Source organism: Streptomyces roseolus, assembly GCF_014649855.1.
GTDB lineage: Bacteria > Actinomycetota > Actinomycetes > Streptomycetales > Streptomycetaceae > Streptomyces > Streptomyces roseolus.
Map to the genome: position 1 here is coordinate 1 of NZ_BMTV01000053.1, position 16,276 is coordinate 16,276.

General features: G+C 73.7%; 12 protein-coding genes and 1 riboswitch. Of the genes, 9 read left to right on the forward strand and 3 right to left on the reverse strand.

Annotated elements, in window-relative coordinates; translation table 11 throughout:
- Positions 1-69: 69 nt before the first annotated feature.
- A complete protein-coding gene (locus tag IE245_RS35450; protein ID WP_189955390.1) occupies positions 70-1,563 on the reverse strand; it encodes an FAD-dependent monooxygenase in 1,494 nt (497 codons plus the stop codon).
- Between the two features lie 92 nt (positions 1,564-1,655).
- Here IE245_RS35450 and IE245_RS35455 point away from each other — a divergent pair, with 92 nt between their 5' ends.
- On the forward strand, positions 1,656-2,324 hold the full coding sequence (locus tag IE245_RS35455) for a TetR/AcrR family transcriptional regulator C-terminal domain-containing protein (protein ID WP_189955392.1): 669 nt from the start codon (positions 1,656-1,658) through the stop codon (positions 2,322-2,324).
- Positions 2,325-2,475: 151 nt separating this feature from the next.
- Here the strand turns inward: IE245_RS35455 and IE245_RS35460 are convergent, their stop codons facing one another.
- Positions 2,476-4,935 (reverse strand): DNA gyrase/topoisomerase IV subunit A, encoded by a 2,460-nt coding sequence (locus IE245_RS35460; protein WP_189955394.1) that lies wholly within the window; start codon positions 4,933-4,935, stop codon positions 2,476-2,478.
- Positions 4,936-5,118: 183 nt separating this feature from the next.
- Between IE245_RS35460 and IE245_RS35465 the strand changes: the two genes are divergently transcribed.
- The 4 genes from IE245_RS35465 (at position 5,119) to IE245_RS35480 (ending at position 9,929) form a co-directional block, all read left to right on the forward strand.
- Entirely contained in the window at positions 5,119-6,468 is a 1,350-nt protein-coding gene (locus IE245_RS35465; RefSeq protein WP_189955396.1) for a M16 family metallopeptidase, read from the forward strand.
- A gap of 23 nt (positions 6,469-6,491) precedes the next feature.
- Positions 6,492-7,856 (forward strand): M16 family metallopeptidase, encoded by a 1,365-nt coding sequence (locus tag IE245_RS35470; RefSeq protein ID WP_189955426.1) that lies wholly within the window; start codon positions 6,492-6,494, stop codon positions 7,854-7,856.
- A gap of 232 nt (positions 7,857-8,088) precedes the next feature.
- Positions 8,089-8,250: riboswitch (cyclic di-AMP (ydaO/yuaA leader) on the forward strand.
- 7 nt (positions 8,251-8,257) lie between these two features.
- Positions 8,258-9,028: a M23 family metallopeptidase gene (locus IE245_RS35475; RefSeq protein ID WP_189955398.1), complete on the forward strand. Its 771-nt coding sequence runs from the start codon at positions 8,258-8,260 to the stop codon at positions 9,026-9,028.
- Positions 9,029-9,245: 217 nt separating this feature from the next.
- The gene (locus IE245_RS35480; RefSeq protein WP_189955400.1) at positions 9,246-9,929 is read left to right on the forward strand and encodes a GntR family transcriptional regulator; all 684 of its coding nucleotides are present in this window, start codon (positions 9,246-9,248) and stop codon (positions 9,927-9,929) included.
- A 164-nt stretch (positions 9,930-10,093) separates the two neighbouring features.
- Here the strand turns inward: IE245_RS35480 and IE245_RS35485 are convergent, their stop codons facing one another.
- The gene (locus IE245_RS35485; RefSeq protein ID WP_043227291.1) at positions 10,094-10,375 is read right to left on the reverse strand and encodes an HPr family phosphocarrier protein; all 282 of its coding nucleotides are present in this window, start codon (positions 10,373-10,375) and stop codon (positions 10,094-10,096) included.
- Positions 10,376-10,579: 204 nt separating this feature from the next.
- On the opposite strand from IE245_RS35485, the gene IE245_RS35490 reads away from it, so the two are divergent.
- Genes IE245_RS35490 through IE245_RS35505 form a run of 4 tightly spaced genes read left to right on the forward strand, consistent with a single transcriptional unit; the run spans position 10,580 to position 16,128 of the window.
- Positions 10,580-13,579: a bifunctional acetate--CoA ligase family protein/GNAT family N-acetyltransferase gene (locus tag IE245_RS35490; protein WP_189955402.1), complete on the forward strand. Its 3,000-nt coding sequence runs from the start codon at positions 10,580-10,582 to the stop codon at positions 13,577-13,579.
- Between the two features lie 39 nt (positions 13,580-13,618).
- Entirely contained in the window at positions 13,619-14,218 is a 600-nt protein-coding gene (locus IE245_RS35495) for a DUF5998 family protein (protein ID WP_189955404.1), read from the forward strand.
- Positions 14,218-15,423: an alkaline phosphatase family protein gene (locus tag IE245_RS35500; protein ID WP_189955406.1), complete on the forward strand. Its 1,206-nt coding sequence runs from the start codon at positions 14,218-14,220 to the stop codon at positions 15,421-15,423. The genes IE245_RS35495 and IE245_RS35500 overlap by 1 nt, the downstream gene beginning before the upstream one ends.
- 54 nt (positions 15,424-15,477) lie before the next feature.
- Complete coding sequence (locus IE245_RS35505) at positions 15,478-16,128, forward strand: thymidine kinase (RefSeq protein WP_189955408.1); 651 nt, start codon at positions 15,478-15,480, stop codon at positions 16,126-16,128.
- Positions 16,129-16,276: the final 148 nt, after the last annotated feature.

Consider the following 16,276-nt stretch of genomic DNA (forward strand, 5'->3'; position numbering starts at 1 on the left):
CGTTCGTCAGATCCCCACGTCCCACAGGACGTGATCATCAACGAACAAGATCCACTTTCGCAACAGACCCTAGGCGGCCGTCGCCTCCGTCCGTGTCGGGCCGGCCGGCGTCAGGCCGACCGCCGTCAGATAGGCGTCCAGGGTCGGGCCGGCGTGGGTGCCGGCCCAGCCGACGTAGCCGTCCGGGCGGATGAGGAAGACGCCGGGGCCGTAGGGGGCGTACGACGGGAGTGCGGCCGTGCGGACGGAGCGGGGGAGGGGCGGCGGTGCGGTGGTGCCGATCGTCAGCAGGGTGAAGTGCGGGCCCCGGAAGAGGTCGAAGAGGCGCCCCCCGCCGTACGGACCGTCCGGTGCGCGGTCGCCGGCGCGCAGGGCGTCCCCGGACGTCTCCGGGCGGGTGTCCACCGTGAGTGCCGAGCCCCGGTAGCCGAGGCCGAGCTGCTGGACGTCCTTGCCCCGCTGGGTGGCCTCGCCGTCGGCGGTGGCCCTGTGGAGGCGGGTGCTGAGGCCCAGGACCTCCGCCGCCACCGGGCGGCGCTCCGCCTCGTACGAGTCGAGGAGTGCGGCCGGAGCGCCGTGGAGCAGGACCTGGGCGAGTTTCCAGCCGAGGTTGTACGCGTCCTGGACGCCCGTGTTGAGGCCCTGGCCACCGGCGGGGGAGTGGACGTGGGCCGCGTCGCCCGCCAGGAAGACGCGGCCTTCCCGGAAGCGGTCCGCCAGGGCAGCCCGGACGCGGTAGTCGGAGGCCCAGGGCACGTCCGTGATCTCGTCCGCCGTGAGGGGCGTGCGGGCGGTGAGGAGGGCGCGGACGCCTTCCGGGGTGGTGTCCACCGTGGCGGCCGCGTCCTCGAAGGTGGCGGCGAGCTGGAAGAGGCCGTCGCCGCCCGGCAGCGGGCAGAGCGCCACGCCGCCGTCCCGGGCCCGCCAGACGTGCCAGTGGGCCCGGTCCGTGACCGCCCCGGCGGCGATCCGCACATCGGCGACGAGCATCGGGCGCGGGTCGACGGTCTCGCCGGTCATGCCGATGCCGAGGGCCCTGCGGACGGTGGAGCGGCCGCCGTCCGCGCCGACCAGACAGGCGGCCCTGATCGTCTCGCCGCCGGTCAGCTCCACCGTCACGCCGTCCTCGTCCTGCTCGAGTCCGGCCAGCTCGGCGCCGAAACGGACCGCGCCGCCGAGCTCCGTCAGCCGGGCGTACAGCAGCTCCTGCGTGCGGGACTGCGGGATCAGCAGCGTGTTCGCGTACGGCACCTGTTCGGTGGGCTCGGAGTGCTCGATCATGTCCCACGCGCCGCGCCGCTCGGCGCCCTCCCAGGCCAGCATCCTCGGGTACGCGGCCCCTGCGGCCAGCACTTCGGGCAGGACGCCCAGGTCGTCCAGGACCTCCTGGCTGCGGGGCTGGAGTCCCTTGCCGCGCGAGCCGGGGAAGAGGCCGCCGGCCCGCTCCAGGAGGAGTGCCCGGACGCCCCGGCGGGCGAGGTCCAGGGCGAGGACCAGCCCCGTCGGGCCCGCTCCCGCGATGACGACGTCCGTGTCCCTGTCCGTGTTCGTGTCCGCCGGCATGGGTGACCGCCTCCGCTCCTTAACGTCGTTAAATGCGATGCCCCAAGGATGACCTTAACGACGTTAAGGAGTCAAGGGGATACCGTGACGGGGTGGCGACCAAGAAGACGAACAAGCTGGAACCCGGCCAGGTGGCGGAGACCGCCCTGCGGCTGCTGAACGAGCGGGGCCTGGAGGGCCTCACGCTCCGTGCGATCGCCCAGGAGCTCCACGTCCAGGCCCCGGCCCTGTACTGGCACTTCAAGAACAAGCAGGCCCTGCTCGATGAGATGGCGACCGTCATGTACCGGCGGATGGTCGCCGACCCGGACGCCCGGCCGGCCACCGGGCAGAGCTGGCAGGAGCTCGTGCTCGCCGCCAACCGGGGGCTGCGCGCCGGGCTGCTGCGTTACCGGGACGGCGCCAAGGTCTACAGCGGCGCCCGCTTCACCGGCACCGACCACGCCCAGGACATGGAGCGCCAGCTCGGCGCCCTCGTCGACGCCGGGTTCTCGCTGCGCGAGGCGGTGCGGGCCAGTACGACGGCGTACATGTACACGCTCGGCTTCGTCACCGAGGAGCAGGGCACCGAGTCCCGGCCCGGCGAGGTCCGGGAGGCCTTCGACATCGAGGAACGCGCCCGGCGCCTCGCCGACTACCCCCTGGCGGCCGCGGCCGGCGCCGAGATCTTCGCCGGCTACGACGAGCGCTTCGAGGAGGGGCTGCGACTGATCGTCGCCGGCATCGAGACGCTCTACGCCTCGGGCGCCGCCCGCAGCTGACCCGGCCCGCCCCTGACGTGCCCCGCCCGCGACTCGGGCCGGGCCGCGCCCGGGCGCCCCGCCCCACCCTCGTCCACCCGACGGCTCCGCCGCACCACGAAGCCCCCCGTTCCGTCCGGAACGGGGGGCTTCGTCGCGTACGCGGGGGCGGCTAGGTCGCCGGGCTCGCCACCACGTCGACCGGCTTCGGCAGCGGGGTGCCCGAGCCGTCGCGGCGCGGGTCCGGCTCCGGAAGCTCGACCGGGGTGCCGTTCTTCTGCGCGGCGCGGGCCGGCAGGGCGCCCGCCCAGGCCAGGACCAGGACGTCCTCGCCCTTCAGGAAGCGCTGGCAGCGCACGCCGCCGGTCGCCCGGCCCTTGCGCGGGTACTGGTCGAAGGGGGTCAGCTTCGCCGAGGTCGCGGCGGAGCCGGCCAGGGTGCCGGTCGAGCCCGCCACCGTGAAGACGGCCGCGTCGGCCGCCGGGTCGACCGCGCCGAAGGACAGCACCTCGGCGCCGGCCGCCAGCTTGATGCCCGCCATGCCGCCGGCCGGGCGGCCCTGCGGCCGCACCTGGGAGGCCGGGTAGCGCAGCAGCTGCGCGTCCGAGGTGATGAAGACCAGGTCCTCCTCGCCCGTCCGCAGCTCGACCGCGCCGACGATCCGGTCGCCGTCCTTGAGGGTGATGACCTCCAGCTCGTCCTTGTTCGCCGGATAGTCGGGCACCACCCGCTTGACCACGCCCTGGAGCGTGCCGAGCGCCAGACCGGGGGAGGACTCGTCCAGGGTGGTCAGGCAGACCAGCGTCTCGTCCGCCTCCAGGGACAGGAACTCGGACAGCGGCGCCCCGCCCGCCAGGTTCGGCGCCGCGACCGTGTCGGGCAGCTGCGGCAGGTCGATCACCGCGATCCGCAGCAGCCGGCCCGTCGAGGTCACCGCGCCCACGTCGCCGCGCTGGGTGGCCGCCACCGACGAGACGATGACGTCGTGCTTGGCCCGCTTGGCGTCCGGGTCGACCGGCGGCAGCTCCGCCGAGACCGTCCGGGCCAGCAGCCCCGTCGAGGAGAGCAGCACCCGGCACGGGTCGTCCGCGACCTCCAGCGGCACGGCCGCCACCGGGGCGCCCGCCGACTCCAGGAGGACCGTGCGCCGGTCGGTGGCGAACTTCTTCGCGACCGAGGCCAGCTCCGCCGAGACCAGCTTGCGCAGCTCGGAGTCGGACTCCAGGATCCCGGTCAGCTCGTCGATCTCGCCGGTGAGCCGGTCCCGCTCGGTCTCCAGCTCCAGGCGGTCGAACTTGGTGAGCCGGCGCAGCGGGGTGTCCAGGATGTACTGGGTCTGGATCTCGCTGAGCGAGAAGCGCTCCATCAGGCGCTCCTTGGCCTGCGCGGAGTTCTCGCTCTCCCGGATGAGCCGGATGACCTCGTCGATGTCGAGGAGGGCGACGAGCAGGCCCTCGACCAGGTGCAGCCGGTCGCGCTTCTTGCCGCGGCGGTACTCGGAGCGGCGGCGGACGACCTCGAAGCGGTGGTCGAGGTAGACCTCCAGGAGCTCCTTGAGGCCCAGGGTGAGCGGCTGGCCGTCCACCAGGGCCACGTTGTTGATGCCGAAGGACTCCTCCATCGGCGTCAGCTTGTAGAGCTGCTCCAGGACGGCCTCGGGCACGAAGCCGTTCTTGATCTCGATGACCAGGCGGAGCCCGTGGGCCCGGTCGGTGAGGTCCTTGACGTCGGCGATGCCCTGGAGCTTCTTCGAGCCGACGAGGTCCTTGATCTTGGAGATGACCTTCTCGGGGCCGACCGTGAAGGGCAGTTCGGTGACGACGATGCCCTTGCGGCGGGCCGTCACGGTCTCCACCGAGGTGGTGGCGCGGATCTTGAAGGTGCCGCGGCCCGACTCGTACGCGTCCCGGATGCCGTTCAGGCCGACGATCCGGCCGCCGGTCGGCAGGTCGGGGCCGGGGACGAAGCGCATCAGCGCGTCCAGGTCCGCGTTCGGGTACCGGATCAGGTGGCGGGCGGCCGCGATCACCTCGCCGAGGTTGTGCGGGGGCATGTTGGTGGCCATGCCGACCGCGATGCCCGAGGCGCCGTTCACCAGCAGGTTCGGGTACGCGGCGGGGAGCGCGACCGGCTCCTGCTCCTGGCCGTCGTAGTTGGGCGCGAAGTCGACCGTGTCCTCGTCGATCGACTCGGTCATCAGGAGGGCGGCGGGGGCCATCCGCGACTCGGTGTACCGCATGGCGGCCGGCGGATCGTCGTTGCCCAGCGAGCCGAAGTTGCCGTGGCCGTCGACCAGCGGCAGCCGCATGGAGAAGGGCTGCGCCATGCGGACCATGGCGTCGTAGATCGAGGCGTCGCCGTGCGGGTGCAGCTTGCCCATCACCTCGCCGACCACCCGGGCGCACTTGACGAACCCGCGGTCGGGGCGCAGGCCCATCTCGTTCATCTGGTAGACGATGCGCCGCTGGACCGGCTTCATGCCGTCGCGCGCGTCGGGCAGGGCGCGCGAGTAGATGACCGAGTAGGCGTACTCGAGGAAGGAGCCCTGCATCTCGTCGACGACGTCGATGTCGAGGATCCTCTCCTCGTACGCGTCGTCCGGCGGCGGTGTCTTCGTGCTGCGGCGGGCCATCGCGGCTGCGGCTCCTTCTCCGACAAAGCTTGAGTCTGACGCGGACCATTGTGGACCGTGCCACCGACAACGCCGACCGCGACCCGGACGAGGGACATCGGAGGACTCCGGGAACTTCGCCAGGTGGCGGCGCGCTTGCATACAGTGGCAGGACTTTTCCAGATCGCGATCGAAGGGACGTACATGCCCATGGGTCACACGGCCACGGCCGAGGCCGGCTCCGGCGGCCTGACAGCGACCGAGCACCGGCTGGCGAACGGCCTGCGGGTGGTCCTCTCCGAGGACCACCTGACCCCGGTCGCCGCGGTCTGCCTCTGGTACGACGTCGGATCGCGCCACGAGGTCGAGGGCCGCACGGGCCTCGCCCACCTCTTCGAGCACCTGATGTTCCAGGGCTCGAAGCAGGTGCACGGCAACGGCCACTTCGAACTCGTCCAGGGCGCCGGCGGCTCGCTCAACGGCACGACCAGCTTCGAGCGCACCAACTACTTCGAGACGATGCCCACCCACCAGCTGGAGCTCGCGCTCTGGCTGGAGGCGGACCGGATGGGCTCGCTGCTCGCCGCCCTCGACGACGAGTCGATGGAGAACCAGCGCGACGTCGTGAAGAACGAGCGCCGCCAGCGGTACGACAACGTGCCCTACGGCACCGCCTTCGAGAAGCTCACCGCGCTCGCGTACCCCGAGGGCCACCCGTACCACCACACCCCCATCGGCTCGATGGCGGACCTGGACGCGGCCACCCTGGAGGACGCGCGGGCCTTCTTCCGCACCTACTACGCGCCCAACAACGCGGTCCTGTCGGTGGTCGGCGACATCGACCCGGAGCAGACGCTCGCCTGGATCGAGAAGTACTTCGGCTCCATCCCCGGCCACGACGGCAAGCCCGCCCCGCGCGACGGCGCCCTGCCGGAGGTCATCGGCGAGCAGCTGCGCGAGGTCGTCGTCGAGGACGTCCCGGCCCGCGCCCTGATGGCCGCCTACCGGCTGCCCGAGGACGGCACGCGCGCGTGCGACGCGGCCGACCTCGCCCTCACCGTGCTCGGCGGCGGCGAGTCCTCCCGGCTGCACAACCGGCTGGTCCGCCGCGACCGCACCGCGGTCGCCGCCGGCTTCGGCCTGCTGCGGCTCGCCGGCGCCCCGTCGCTCGGCTGGCTGGACGTCAAGACCTCCGGCGGCGTCGAGGTGCCCGCCATCGAGGCGGCCGTCGACGAGGAGCTCGCCCGCTTCGCGGCCGAGGGCCCGACCGCGGAGGAGATGGAGCGCGCCCAGGCCCAGCTGGAACGCGAATGGCTGGACCGGCTCGGCACGGTGGCCGGCCGCGCCGACGAACTGTGCCGCTTCGCCGTGCTGTTCGGCGACCCGCAGCTCGCCCTGACCGCGGTCGACCGCGTCCTCGCCGTCACCGCCGACGAGGTGCGCGAGGTGGCCGCGGCCCGGCTGCGCCCCGACAACCGCGCGGTGCTGGTCTACGAGCCGGTGTCCACCGACGACAGCGCCGACGGCGACGACGAGGAAGGAGCGGACCGGTGACCGACGCCGCCTCCCTGACCAGCATGGAGTTCCACCCGCAGCCGCAGGCCGGCACGGCCAGGCCGTGGGCCTTCCCGGCCCCCGAGCGCGGCGTGCTCGACAACGGCCTGACGGTGCTCCGCTGCCACCGCCCCGGCCAGCAGGTCGTCGCCGTCGAGATCTTCCTCGACGCGCCGCTGGACGCCGAGCCCGAGGGCCTCGACGGCGTCGCCACGATCATGGCGCGCGCCCTCTCCGAGGGGACCACCGAGCGAGGCGCCGAGGAGTTCGCGGCCGAGCTGGAGCGCTGCGGCGCCACCCTCGACGCGCACGCGGACCACCCCGGCGTCCGGGTCTCCCTGGAGGTCCCGGTCTCCCGGCTCCCCAAGGCGCTGGGCCTGGTCGCCGAGGCGCTGATCTCCCCGGCCTTCGACGCCGACGAGGTCAAGCGCCTGGTGGACAACCGGCTCGACGAGATCCCGCACGAGGCCGCCAACCCGAGCCGCCGGGCCGCCAAGCAGCTCTACAAGGAGCTCTTCCCGGCCGACACCCGGCTCTCCCGGCCCCGCCAGGGCACCGAGGAGACGGTGAAGGCCATCGACGCCGCCGCCGTCCGCGCCTTCTACGACGCGCACGTGCGGCCCGCCGCCGCCACCGCGGTCGTCGTCGGCGACCTCACCGGCGTCGACCTCGACAAGGTGCTCGCCGAGACCCTGGGCGGCTGGAGCGGCAAGCCGGCCGCGCCGCGCCCGATGGCGCCGATCACCGCCGACGACACCGGCCGGGTCGTCATCGTCGACCGTCCCGGGGCGGTCCAGACCCAGCTGCTCATCGGCCGGATCGGCCCGGACCGCCACGACTCCGTGTGGGCCGCGCAGGTCCTCGGCGTCTACTGCCTCGGCGGCACCCTGACGTCCCGTCTGGACGCCGTCCTGCGCGAGGAGAAGGGGTACACGTACGGCGTGCGCGCCTTCGGGCAGGTGCTCCGCTCGGACGGCGAGGGCCACGGCGCCTCGATGCTCGCGATCAGCGGCTCGGTCGACACCCCCAACACCGGTCCGGCCCTCGACGACCTGTGGAAGGTGCTCCGCACCCTGGCGGAGGGCGGTCTGACCGACGCCGAGCGGGACGTGGCGGTGCAGAACCTCGTGGGCGTGGCCCCGCTCAAGTACGAGACGGCCGCGTCGGTCGCCGCGACCCTCTCCGACCAGGTGGAGCAGCACCTGCCGGACGACTACCAGGCCCGGCTGTACGCGCGGCTCGCCGAGACCGGCACGGTCGAGGCCACGGCCGCCGTCGTCAGCGCCTTCCCGGTGGACCGGCTCGTCACGGTCCTGGTGGGCGACGCGTCGCAGATCGAGGAGCCCGTGCGGGCCCTCGGCATCGGCGACGTGACCGTGGTGAGCTGACCCTGGGGGGATGTGACCCCGTGGCGAGTTGACCGGTCGTCAACCGCCGGCGGAGGTCTCCGATGCGCAGAAGCATCGGAGACCTCCGCTTTGTCCGTTATGGAGATAAGGGTGATCGTATGCCCTGTGGCATGTCTTACAAATGAGCGAGTCTGTTTGGCGATCGGCATCCGTCCGGCCTAGCGTCGGTGCGTCTGTCCGACCCGACGCACGCGCCGCACCCGCGGCAACCGGACAGACATCGCCGAGTCCCCGTCAGGCGCGAGCCTGGGGAGCCGGGGACCCACGCAGTCCCTGGGGTGAATCGGACGCCTTCGCCGCGCGGAGGGGCCCGTAGGAGACCTTCCTGCTCCGAACCCGTCAGCTAACCCGGTAGGCGAGAGGGAAGGAAAGGAACCGTCTTGGCGTTCACCCGTGCCACCGGGAAGCATCGTGGTGCGAGCCGACTGGCTCGCCGCAGCGCCGGCATCGCCGGCGTGGCCGCCCTCGCCACCACCGGCGTCGTCGGCACCCTGGCCTCCCCGGCGCTCGCCGCCGACACGGACGACCGTTCCCCCGAGGACACCGGCCTCACCCGGGTGATCGCCGACGAGTCCATCGCGGACCAGCTCAACGCGCAGGCCGCCGCCCAGGAGCGGGAGGCCACCGAGGCCGAGGCCCGGGCCAAGGCGCGCGCCGAGGCGAAGCGCGAGGCAGAGGCCCGCGCCCAGGAGATCCGCGAGGCCGAGGAGCGCGCCGCCCGTGAGGCCGAGCGCCGCCGGCTCGCCTCCTTCACCCTCCCGGTCGCCGGCTCGTACGTCTCCACCGGCTACAAGACCGGCGGCTCGCTCTGGTCCTCCGGCAGCCACTCCGGCGTCGACTTCCACGCCTCCTACGGCAGCTCGGTCGTCTCCGTCGGCTCCGGCACCGTCGTCGAGGCCGGCTGGGGCGGCGCGTACGGCAACAACATCGTGATCCGGATGAACGACGGCACGTACACCCAGTACGGCCACCTGTCGTCCATCGGCGTGTACGTCGGTCAGACCGTCGAGCCCGGCCAGCAGATAGGCGTCTCCGGCTCGACCGGCAACTCCACCGGCCCGCACCTCCACTTCGAGGCCAGGGCCACCGCCGAGTACGGCTCCGACATCAATCCCGTCGCGTACCTCCGCGCCCGGGGCGTCAGCCTCTGACGGCTCGCCTCCCCCGCTGCACCGAAAGGCCCCGGCTCATGCGAGCCGGGGCCTTTTCGCGTTCTGGCGGGCGGTGCCGAGGGCCGGAGCCGCGGGGATTCCGTCGCGAACCGGACGAATTGCGAGGGGGCATCGGAATTTCCGGCGCCCTGCAATAGAGTCGCGTGAACGGCGCTGCTCGAATTCGGTGCGCGCGGAGCGAATACGGAGGTCGGACATGCGGGTTCCCGCGCAATCGGTATGCACGGCGATCCGGGACGACATCGTCTCGGGACTCTTCGAGCGCGGCAGCCGCCTGACCGAGGAACAGCTCGCCCGCCGGTACGGCGTCTCCCGCGTCCCGGTCCGCGAGGCACTGCGCACGCTGGAGTCCGAGGGCTTCGTCGTCAGCCGCCGGCACGCGGGCGCCCACGTCGCCGAGCCCACCGACCAGGAGGCCTCCGACCTCCTCGACGTACGGGCGCTGCTCGAACCCCTCGGCGCCGCCCGGGCCGCCCAGCGGCGCACCGACGCGCACCTCAAGGTGCTGCGGGGCCTGGTCAGGCTGGGGCAGGAGCGGGCCCGCCGGGGTCAGGGCGAGGATCTGCGGGCGCTCGGCGGCTGGTTCCACGAGACGCTCGCCCAGGCCTCGGGCTCCCCGGCGCTCGCCGCGCTCCTCACCCAGCTGCGCCACAAGATCGCCTGGATGTACGTGGTGGACCAGCCGGACCGGCCCGTCGAGGCGTGGGCCGAGCACGGTGCCATCGTCGACGCCGTCGCCCGCGGGGACGCCGAGCGGGCCCGCGCGCTCACCGCGCAGCACGCCGAGCACACGCTTCCGCTGCACCGGCTGAAAAGGCCCGAGCGGGGCCGCGTGAGGGTTTCGCAACATGCCGTCAACACGGCGAGCGTCCGGAATTAACACGGGCACCGTATACAAAGAATAGCAATTCCAGGGCTTCTTTCGTGCTGCCCGGAAACTCTCCGAAAAGGAAATTCCCCTGCCCGGGAAATGCTGGACGGCCGCGCCCGCCGGGAATTTCCGGGGACGCGGCCGTCGGGGGGAGCGTGGATCGACCCGCCGGGTCAGACCGTCTCGGGGAGCTCGTCGAGGCCCTCGGCGACGAGCTTGGCGAGGCGCTCCAGCGCGGCCTCGGCGCCCTCGGCGTCCGAAGCGAGCACGATCTCCTCGCCGCCCTGCGCGCCCAGGCCGAGGACCGCGAGCATCGACGCGGCGTTGACCGGGTTGCCGTCGGCCTTGGCGATGGTCACCGGGACACCGGAGGCCGTGGCGGCACGGACGAAGATGGAGGCGGGGCGGGCGTGCAGGCCCTCGGCCCAGCCGACGTTGACGCGGCGCTCAGCCATGGTGTTGCCCTTCAGGTCTTCAGCGGGTTGTCTAGACCAGTCTCTCACGGGTTGCGGCGTGCTCCTGCCGACACAGGTCCCGCGTCCGTGCGACGTCCGGCCCTCTCACCTTGCACGGGGCCGGGAGGCCGCGCGAGCCGTGTACCGCCAGGGAGTGGGCGCGCGGACGGTGCCGGTGACGGACCCCGGCCGTAGGCTTTGCCCATGCGCAGCGCGTCGGAGCAGACGGACGGACCGGACGGGGCCGGAGGCGGCGGGGCCGGGGTCTCGGGTGGGGCGGCGGACGGCCGTCCGGCGCCGGAGGAGCACGCCTACCCCGACCACTGGGAGGCCGACGTCGTCCTCAGGGACGGTGGCACCGCGCGCATCCGGCCCATCACCGCCGCCGACGCCGACCGGCTCGTCAGCTTCTACGAGCAGGTCTCGGACGAGTCGAAGTACTACCGCTTCTTCGCCCCCTACCCCCGGCTCTCCGCCAAGGACGTCCACCGCTTCACCCACCACGACTTCGTCGACCGGGTCGGCCTCGCCGCCACCGTCGGCGACGAGTTCATCGCCACCGTCAGGTACGACCGGATCAACGACCTCGGCCGCCCCGCCTCCTTCCCCGCCGACGAGGCCGAGGTCGCCTTCCTCGTCCAGGACGCCCACCAGGGCCGCGGCGTCGCCTCCGCCCTCCTCGAACACATCGCGGCCGTCGCCCGCGAGCGCGGCATCCGCCGCTTCGCCGCCGAGGTGCTCCCCGCCAACACCAAGATGATCAAGGTGTTCACGGACGCCGGCTACACCCAGAAGCGCAGCTTCGAGGACGGCTCCGTCCGGCTCCACCTCGACCTCGAACCGACCGACCGCTCCCTCGCCGTCCAGCGGGCCCGCGAACAGCGCGCCGAGGCCCGCTCCGTCCAGCGGCTCCTCGCCCCCCGCTCGGTCGCCGTCGTCGGCGCCGGACGCACCCCCGGCGGGGTCGGCAGGACCGTGCTGCGGAACGTGGTCGCGGGCGGCTTCACCGGGCAGGTGTACGCGGTCAACCCCGCGCTCGGCGCGGAGGCGGGCGCCGCACTCGACGGCGTGCCCGCCTTCCCCTCCGTCGCCGCCATCGGAGCCCCCGTCGACCTCGCGGTCGTCGCCGTCCCCGCCGAGCGCGTCCCGGAGGTCGTCGCCGACTGCGGCGAGCACGGGGTGCGCGGCCTCGTCGTCCTCTCCGCCGGCTACGCCGAGAGCGGCGGTCACGAGGGACGCGAGCGGCAGCGGGCCCTGGTCCGCCAGGCCCGCTCGTACGGCATGCGGATCATCGGCCCCAACGCCTTCGGCATCATCGACACCGCCGAGGACGTGCGGCTCAACGCCTCCCTCGCCCCCGAGCTGCCCGCCGCCGGCCGCATCGGCCTCTTCACCCAGTCCGGCGCCATCGGCGTCGCCCTCCTCGCCCGGCTGCACCGGCGCGGCGCCGGCCTCTCCTCCTTCATCTCTGCCGGCAACCGCGCGGACGTCTCCGGCAACGACGTCCTCCAGCACTGGTACGACGACCCGGCGACCGACGTCGTCCTCCTCTACCTGGAGTCCCTCGGCAACCCCCGCAAGTTCGCCCGGCTCGCCCGCCGCACCGCCGCCGTCAAGCCGGTCGTCGTCGTCAAGGGCGCCCGGCACAGCGGCAGCGCCCCGCCCGGTCACCGCGTGCCCGTCACCCGCATCCCGCACGCCACCGTCTCCGCGCTGCTCCGCCAGGCCGGCGTCATCCGCGTCGACACCGTCACCGAGCTCGTCGACGCCGGAGTGCTGCTCGCCGGGCAGCCGCTGCCGGCCGGCCCGCGGGTCGCGATCCTCGGCAACTCCGAGTCCCTCGGCCTCCTCGCGTACGACGCCTGCCTCACCGAGGGGCTGCGCCCGCAGCGGCCCCTCGACCTGACGACCGGCGCCACCCCGGCCGACTTCCGGGACGCGCTCGCCGCCGCGCTCGCCGACGACTCCTGCGACGCCGTCGTCGTCACCGCGATCCCGTGGGTCGGCATCGAGGGCACCACCGAGGTCCTGGCCGCCTCCCTCCGCGAGGCCGTCGCCGGCAGCGGGGCCGCGGGCGCCGCCAAGCCGGTCGTCGTCGTCCATGTCGAGATGGGCGGCCTCGCCGAGGCGCTCTCCGCCGCCACCAGTACCCGCCCCGCGCCCGCCCGCCCGCGCCGCACGGCCGCATCCGCACCCCCCGGGACGCGGCCGCCGCAGGACACGCAGACCCCGCAGGACACCCAGGCGGCACACGACACGCAGGCCCCGCAGGACACCCAGGCGGCGCAGGACGCGTCCGAGGCCACCGACCCGGCCGCCCCCGCCCGCAACATCCCCGCCTACCCCGCCGCCGAGCGGGCCGTCCGCGCCCTCGCCGAGGCCGTGCGGTACGCGCAGTGGCGGCGGCAGGCCGCCGACCCGGGACGCGTACCGGAGTACGACTCCATCGACGAGCCCGGCGCCGCCGCGCTCATCGACCGCGTGCTCCGCGAGCGCGGCGCCGGCCAGGAGTCCCGGGGCGTCGGCCTCACCGCCGAGGAGACCGCCGAACTGCTCGGCCGGTACGGCATCGCGCTGCGCCCCACCCTGCCCGCTCCCGGACCCGACGCGGCCGTCGCGGCCGCCGCCCGGCTCGGCTACCCGGTGGCCCTCAAGACCACCGCCCCCCACCTGCGCCACCGCCCCGACCTCGGCGGCGTCCGGCTCGACCTGGCCACCGAGCAGCAGCTGCGGACCGCCTACGCCGAGCTGACCGAGGCCCTCGGCAAGCCCGAGGAGCTCCAGCCGGTCGTCCAGGCGATGGCGCCCCGGGGCGTGGACACCGTCATCCGCGCAGCGATCGACCCCGCCGCCGGCGCCGTCCTCTCCTTCGGGCTCGCCGGCGCCGCCTCCGAACTCCTCGGCGACACCGCCCACCGCCTCGTCCCGGCCACCGACCGGGACGCCGCCGAGCTGGTCCGCTCCATCCGCACCGCCCCGCTGCTCTTCGGCTGGCGCGGCTCGGCCCCCGTCGACACCCCCGCCCTGGAAGAGCTGCTGCTCCGGGTGTCGCGGCTGGTCGACGACCATCCGGAGATCGTCTCCGTCGCGCTCGAACCCGCGGTCGTCGCCCCCTCCGGCGTCTCCGTCCTCGGCGCCGCGGTCCGGCTCGCCCCGCCCGCGCCCACCACCGACCTCGGCCCCCGCCGCCTGCCCAGCTACTGAAGGGTCGGAGGGGCCCCGCGGCCCCGTAGGATGGAGTCCATGGTGAAGAGCGGTACGACGACCCAGGGGCTGCGCGCGGCGATCGAGCGCAGCGGCTACTACCCGGCCCTCGTGTCCGAGGCGGTGGAGGCCGCCGTCGGCGGCGAGGACGTGGCGTCGTACGTGGTCCACCAGGAGACCACCTTCGATGCCAACGAGGTCCGGCGCCACGTCACCGTCCTCGTGCTGACCCCGAGCCGGTTCATCGTCAGCCACACCGACGAGCAGGCGGCCGACAACAGCTCGCCGAGCCCGTACGCCACCACGTCCACCGAGTCGGTGAAGCTGGACCGGATCTCCTCGGTCGTGGTCAGCCGGGTCGTCGCCAACCCGGAGTCGTACACCCCGGGCAGCGTGCCCCGCGAGGTCGTCCTCACCATCGGGTGGGGCGCCGTCTCCCGGATCGACCTGGAGCCCGCCGCCTGCGGCGACCCGAACTGCGACGCCGACCACGGCTACACCGGCAACGCCACCGCGGACGACCTCAGCCTGCGCGTCAGCGAGGCCGGGGACGGCCCGGACACCGTCCGGCAGACCCTCACCTTCGCCCAGGCCCTCTCCGAGGCCACCGCCGACACCGCGCCGACGGCCGGCCGCTGATGGCGCAGCCGACCTCGGTCTCCCACGGCTGGCCGGACGATCCGGTTCCGCTCGCGCCCGAGTCCGCTCCGGTGCCCGAGTACGGCTCCGGCTCCCTCGCCGACCTGCTGCCCACCCTCGTCGCGGGCCAGGACGTGCCCGGCTTCGACGCCCGGATCGTCGAGCTGGTCCCCGCCGACCGCGTCTGCGTCTTCCTCGTCGACGGGCTCGGCTGGGAGCAGATCAAGGCCCACCCGGACGAGGCCCCGTACCTGACCTCGCTGCTCGGCTCCTCGCGCGGCGGCACCGGCCGGCCCCTCACCGCCGGCTTCCCCGCCACCACCGCGACCTCGCTCGCCTCCGTGGGCACCGGCCGTGCCCCCGGGACCCACGGTCTCGGCGGCTACATGGTGCGCAACCCGGAGACCGGGGAGCTGATGAACCAGCTCAAGTGGCGCCCCTGGACGGCGCCGAAGGCCTGGCAGCCGTACCCGACCGTCTTCCAGCGGGCGCACGAGGCCGGGATCCACACCGCGCAGGTGTCCTCCCCGATCTTCGAGCAGACCCCGCTCACCCAGATCGCGCTCAGCGGCGGCACCTTCCACGGCCGCCTCTCCGGCGAGGAGCGGATGGACCTCGCCGCCGAGCAGCTGGCCGGCGGCGACCGCTCGCTGGTCTACACGTACTACAGCGAACTCGACGGCGCCGGGCACCGCTTCGGCCTCGACTCCGACGCCTGGCGCGGCCAGCTCATGCTCGTCGACCGGCTGGTCCAGCGGCTCGCCGAGCAGCTGCCCGCCCGCTCGGCGCTGTACGTCACCGCCGACCACGGCATGGTCGACGTGCCCTTCGACGAGGAGCACCGGATCGACGTCGACGAGGACTGGGAGCTGCGCGCCGGCGTCGCCCTCCTCGGCGGCGAGGGCCGCGCCCGGCACGTCTACGCCGTCCCCGGTGCCGAGGCCGACGTTCTCACCTGCTGGCGCGAGGTCCTCGGCGAGCAGTTCTGGGTGGCGGGCCGCGACGAGGCCATCGCCCTCGGCTGGTTCGGCGACACCGTCGACGAGCGGGTGTACGGCCGGATCGGCGACGTCGTCGCCGCGGCCCACGACGACGTGGCCCTCGTCGCGTCCGTCGGCGAACCGCTGGAGACCCGGATGACCGGCATGCACGGGTCGATGACCCCCGCCGAGCAGCTGGTACCGCTGCTCGAAGTCCGTTCCTGACCGCCCCTCCGTCCCTCCCGTCCCCCCTCCGACCCGAAAGGTCCCCGACCCGTCATGCCCGAGCTGGTGTTCTTCTCCGGAACGATGGACTGCGGAAAGAGCACCCTCGCGCTCCAGATCGCGCACAACCGCGACGCGCGCGGACTCCAGGGCGTGATCTTCACCCGGGACGACCGGGCGGGCGCCGGGAAGCTGTCCTCGCGGCTCGGCCTGGTCACCGAGGCCGTCGAGGCGCCGGACGGCCTCGACCTGTACGCGTACCTCGTCGACCAGCTCTCGCAGGGCGGCAAGGCCGACTACGTGATCGTCGACGAGGCGCAGTTCCTCGCGCCGGTCCAGATCGACCAGCTCGCGAGGATCGTCGACGACCTCGGGCTCGACGTGTACGCCTTCGGCATCACCACCGACTTCCGGACCAAGCTCTTCCCCGGCTCGCAGCGGCTGATCGAACTCGCCGACCGGATCGAGCAGCTCCAGGTGGAGGCCCTCTGCTGGTGCGGCGCCCGCGCCACCCACAACGCCAGGACCGTCGACGGCCACATGGTCGTCGAGGGCGAGCAGGTCGTCGTCGGCGACGTGAACACCGCCGCGGAGGTCGTCGGGTACGAGGTGCTGTGCCGCCGCCACTACCGCCGGCGGATGACGAGCGCGAGCGCCCGCGCGGCGACGCTGTCGCCGGACGTCCTGCCGGTGACCCCGGCCTGAGGTGCCTGCCGAGCGGGCGCCCCGCCCGAGGAGGGCGCCCCCTTCCGGTGCGGTGCGCCTCCCGGCGGTGACACCGGGTGTTCACCCGGACGCTGCCGGGACATCGCCCGGTGATCCACTCCGGGACGCTCCAACCGGGAGTAATGGG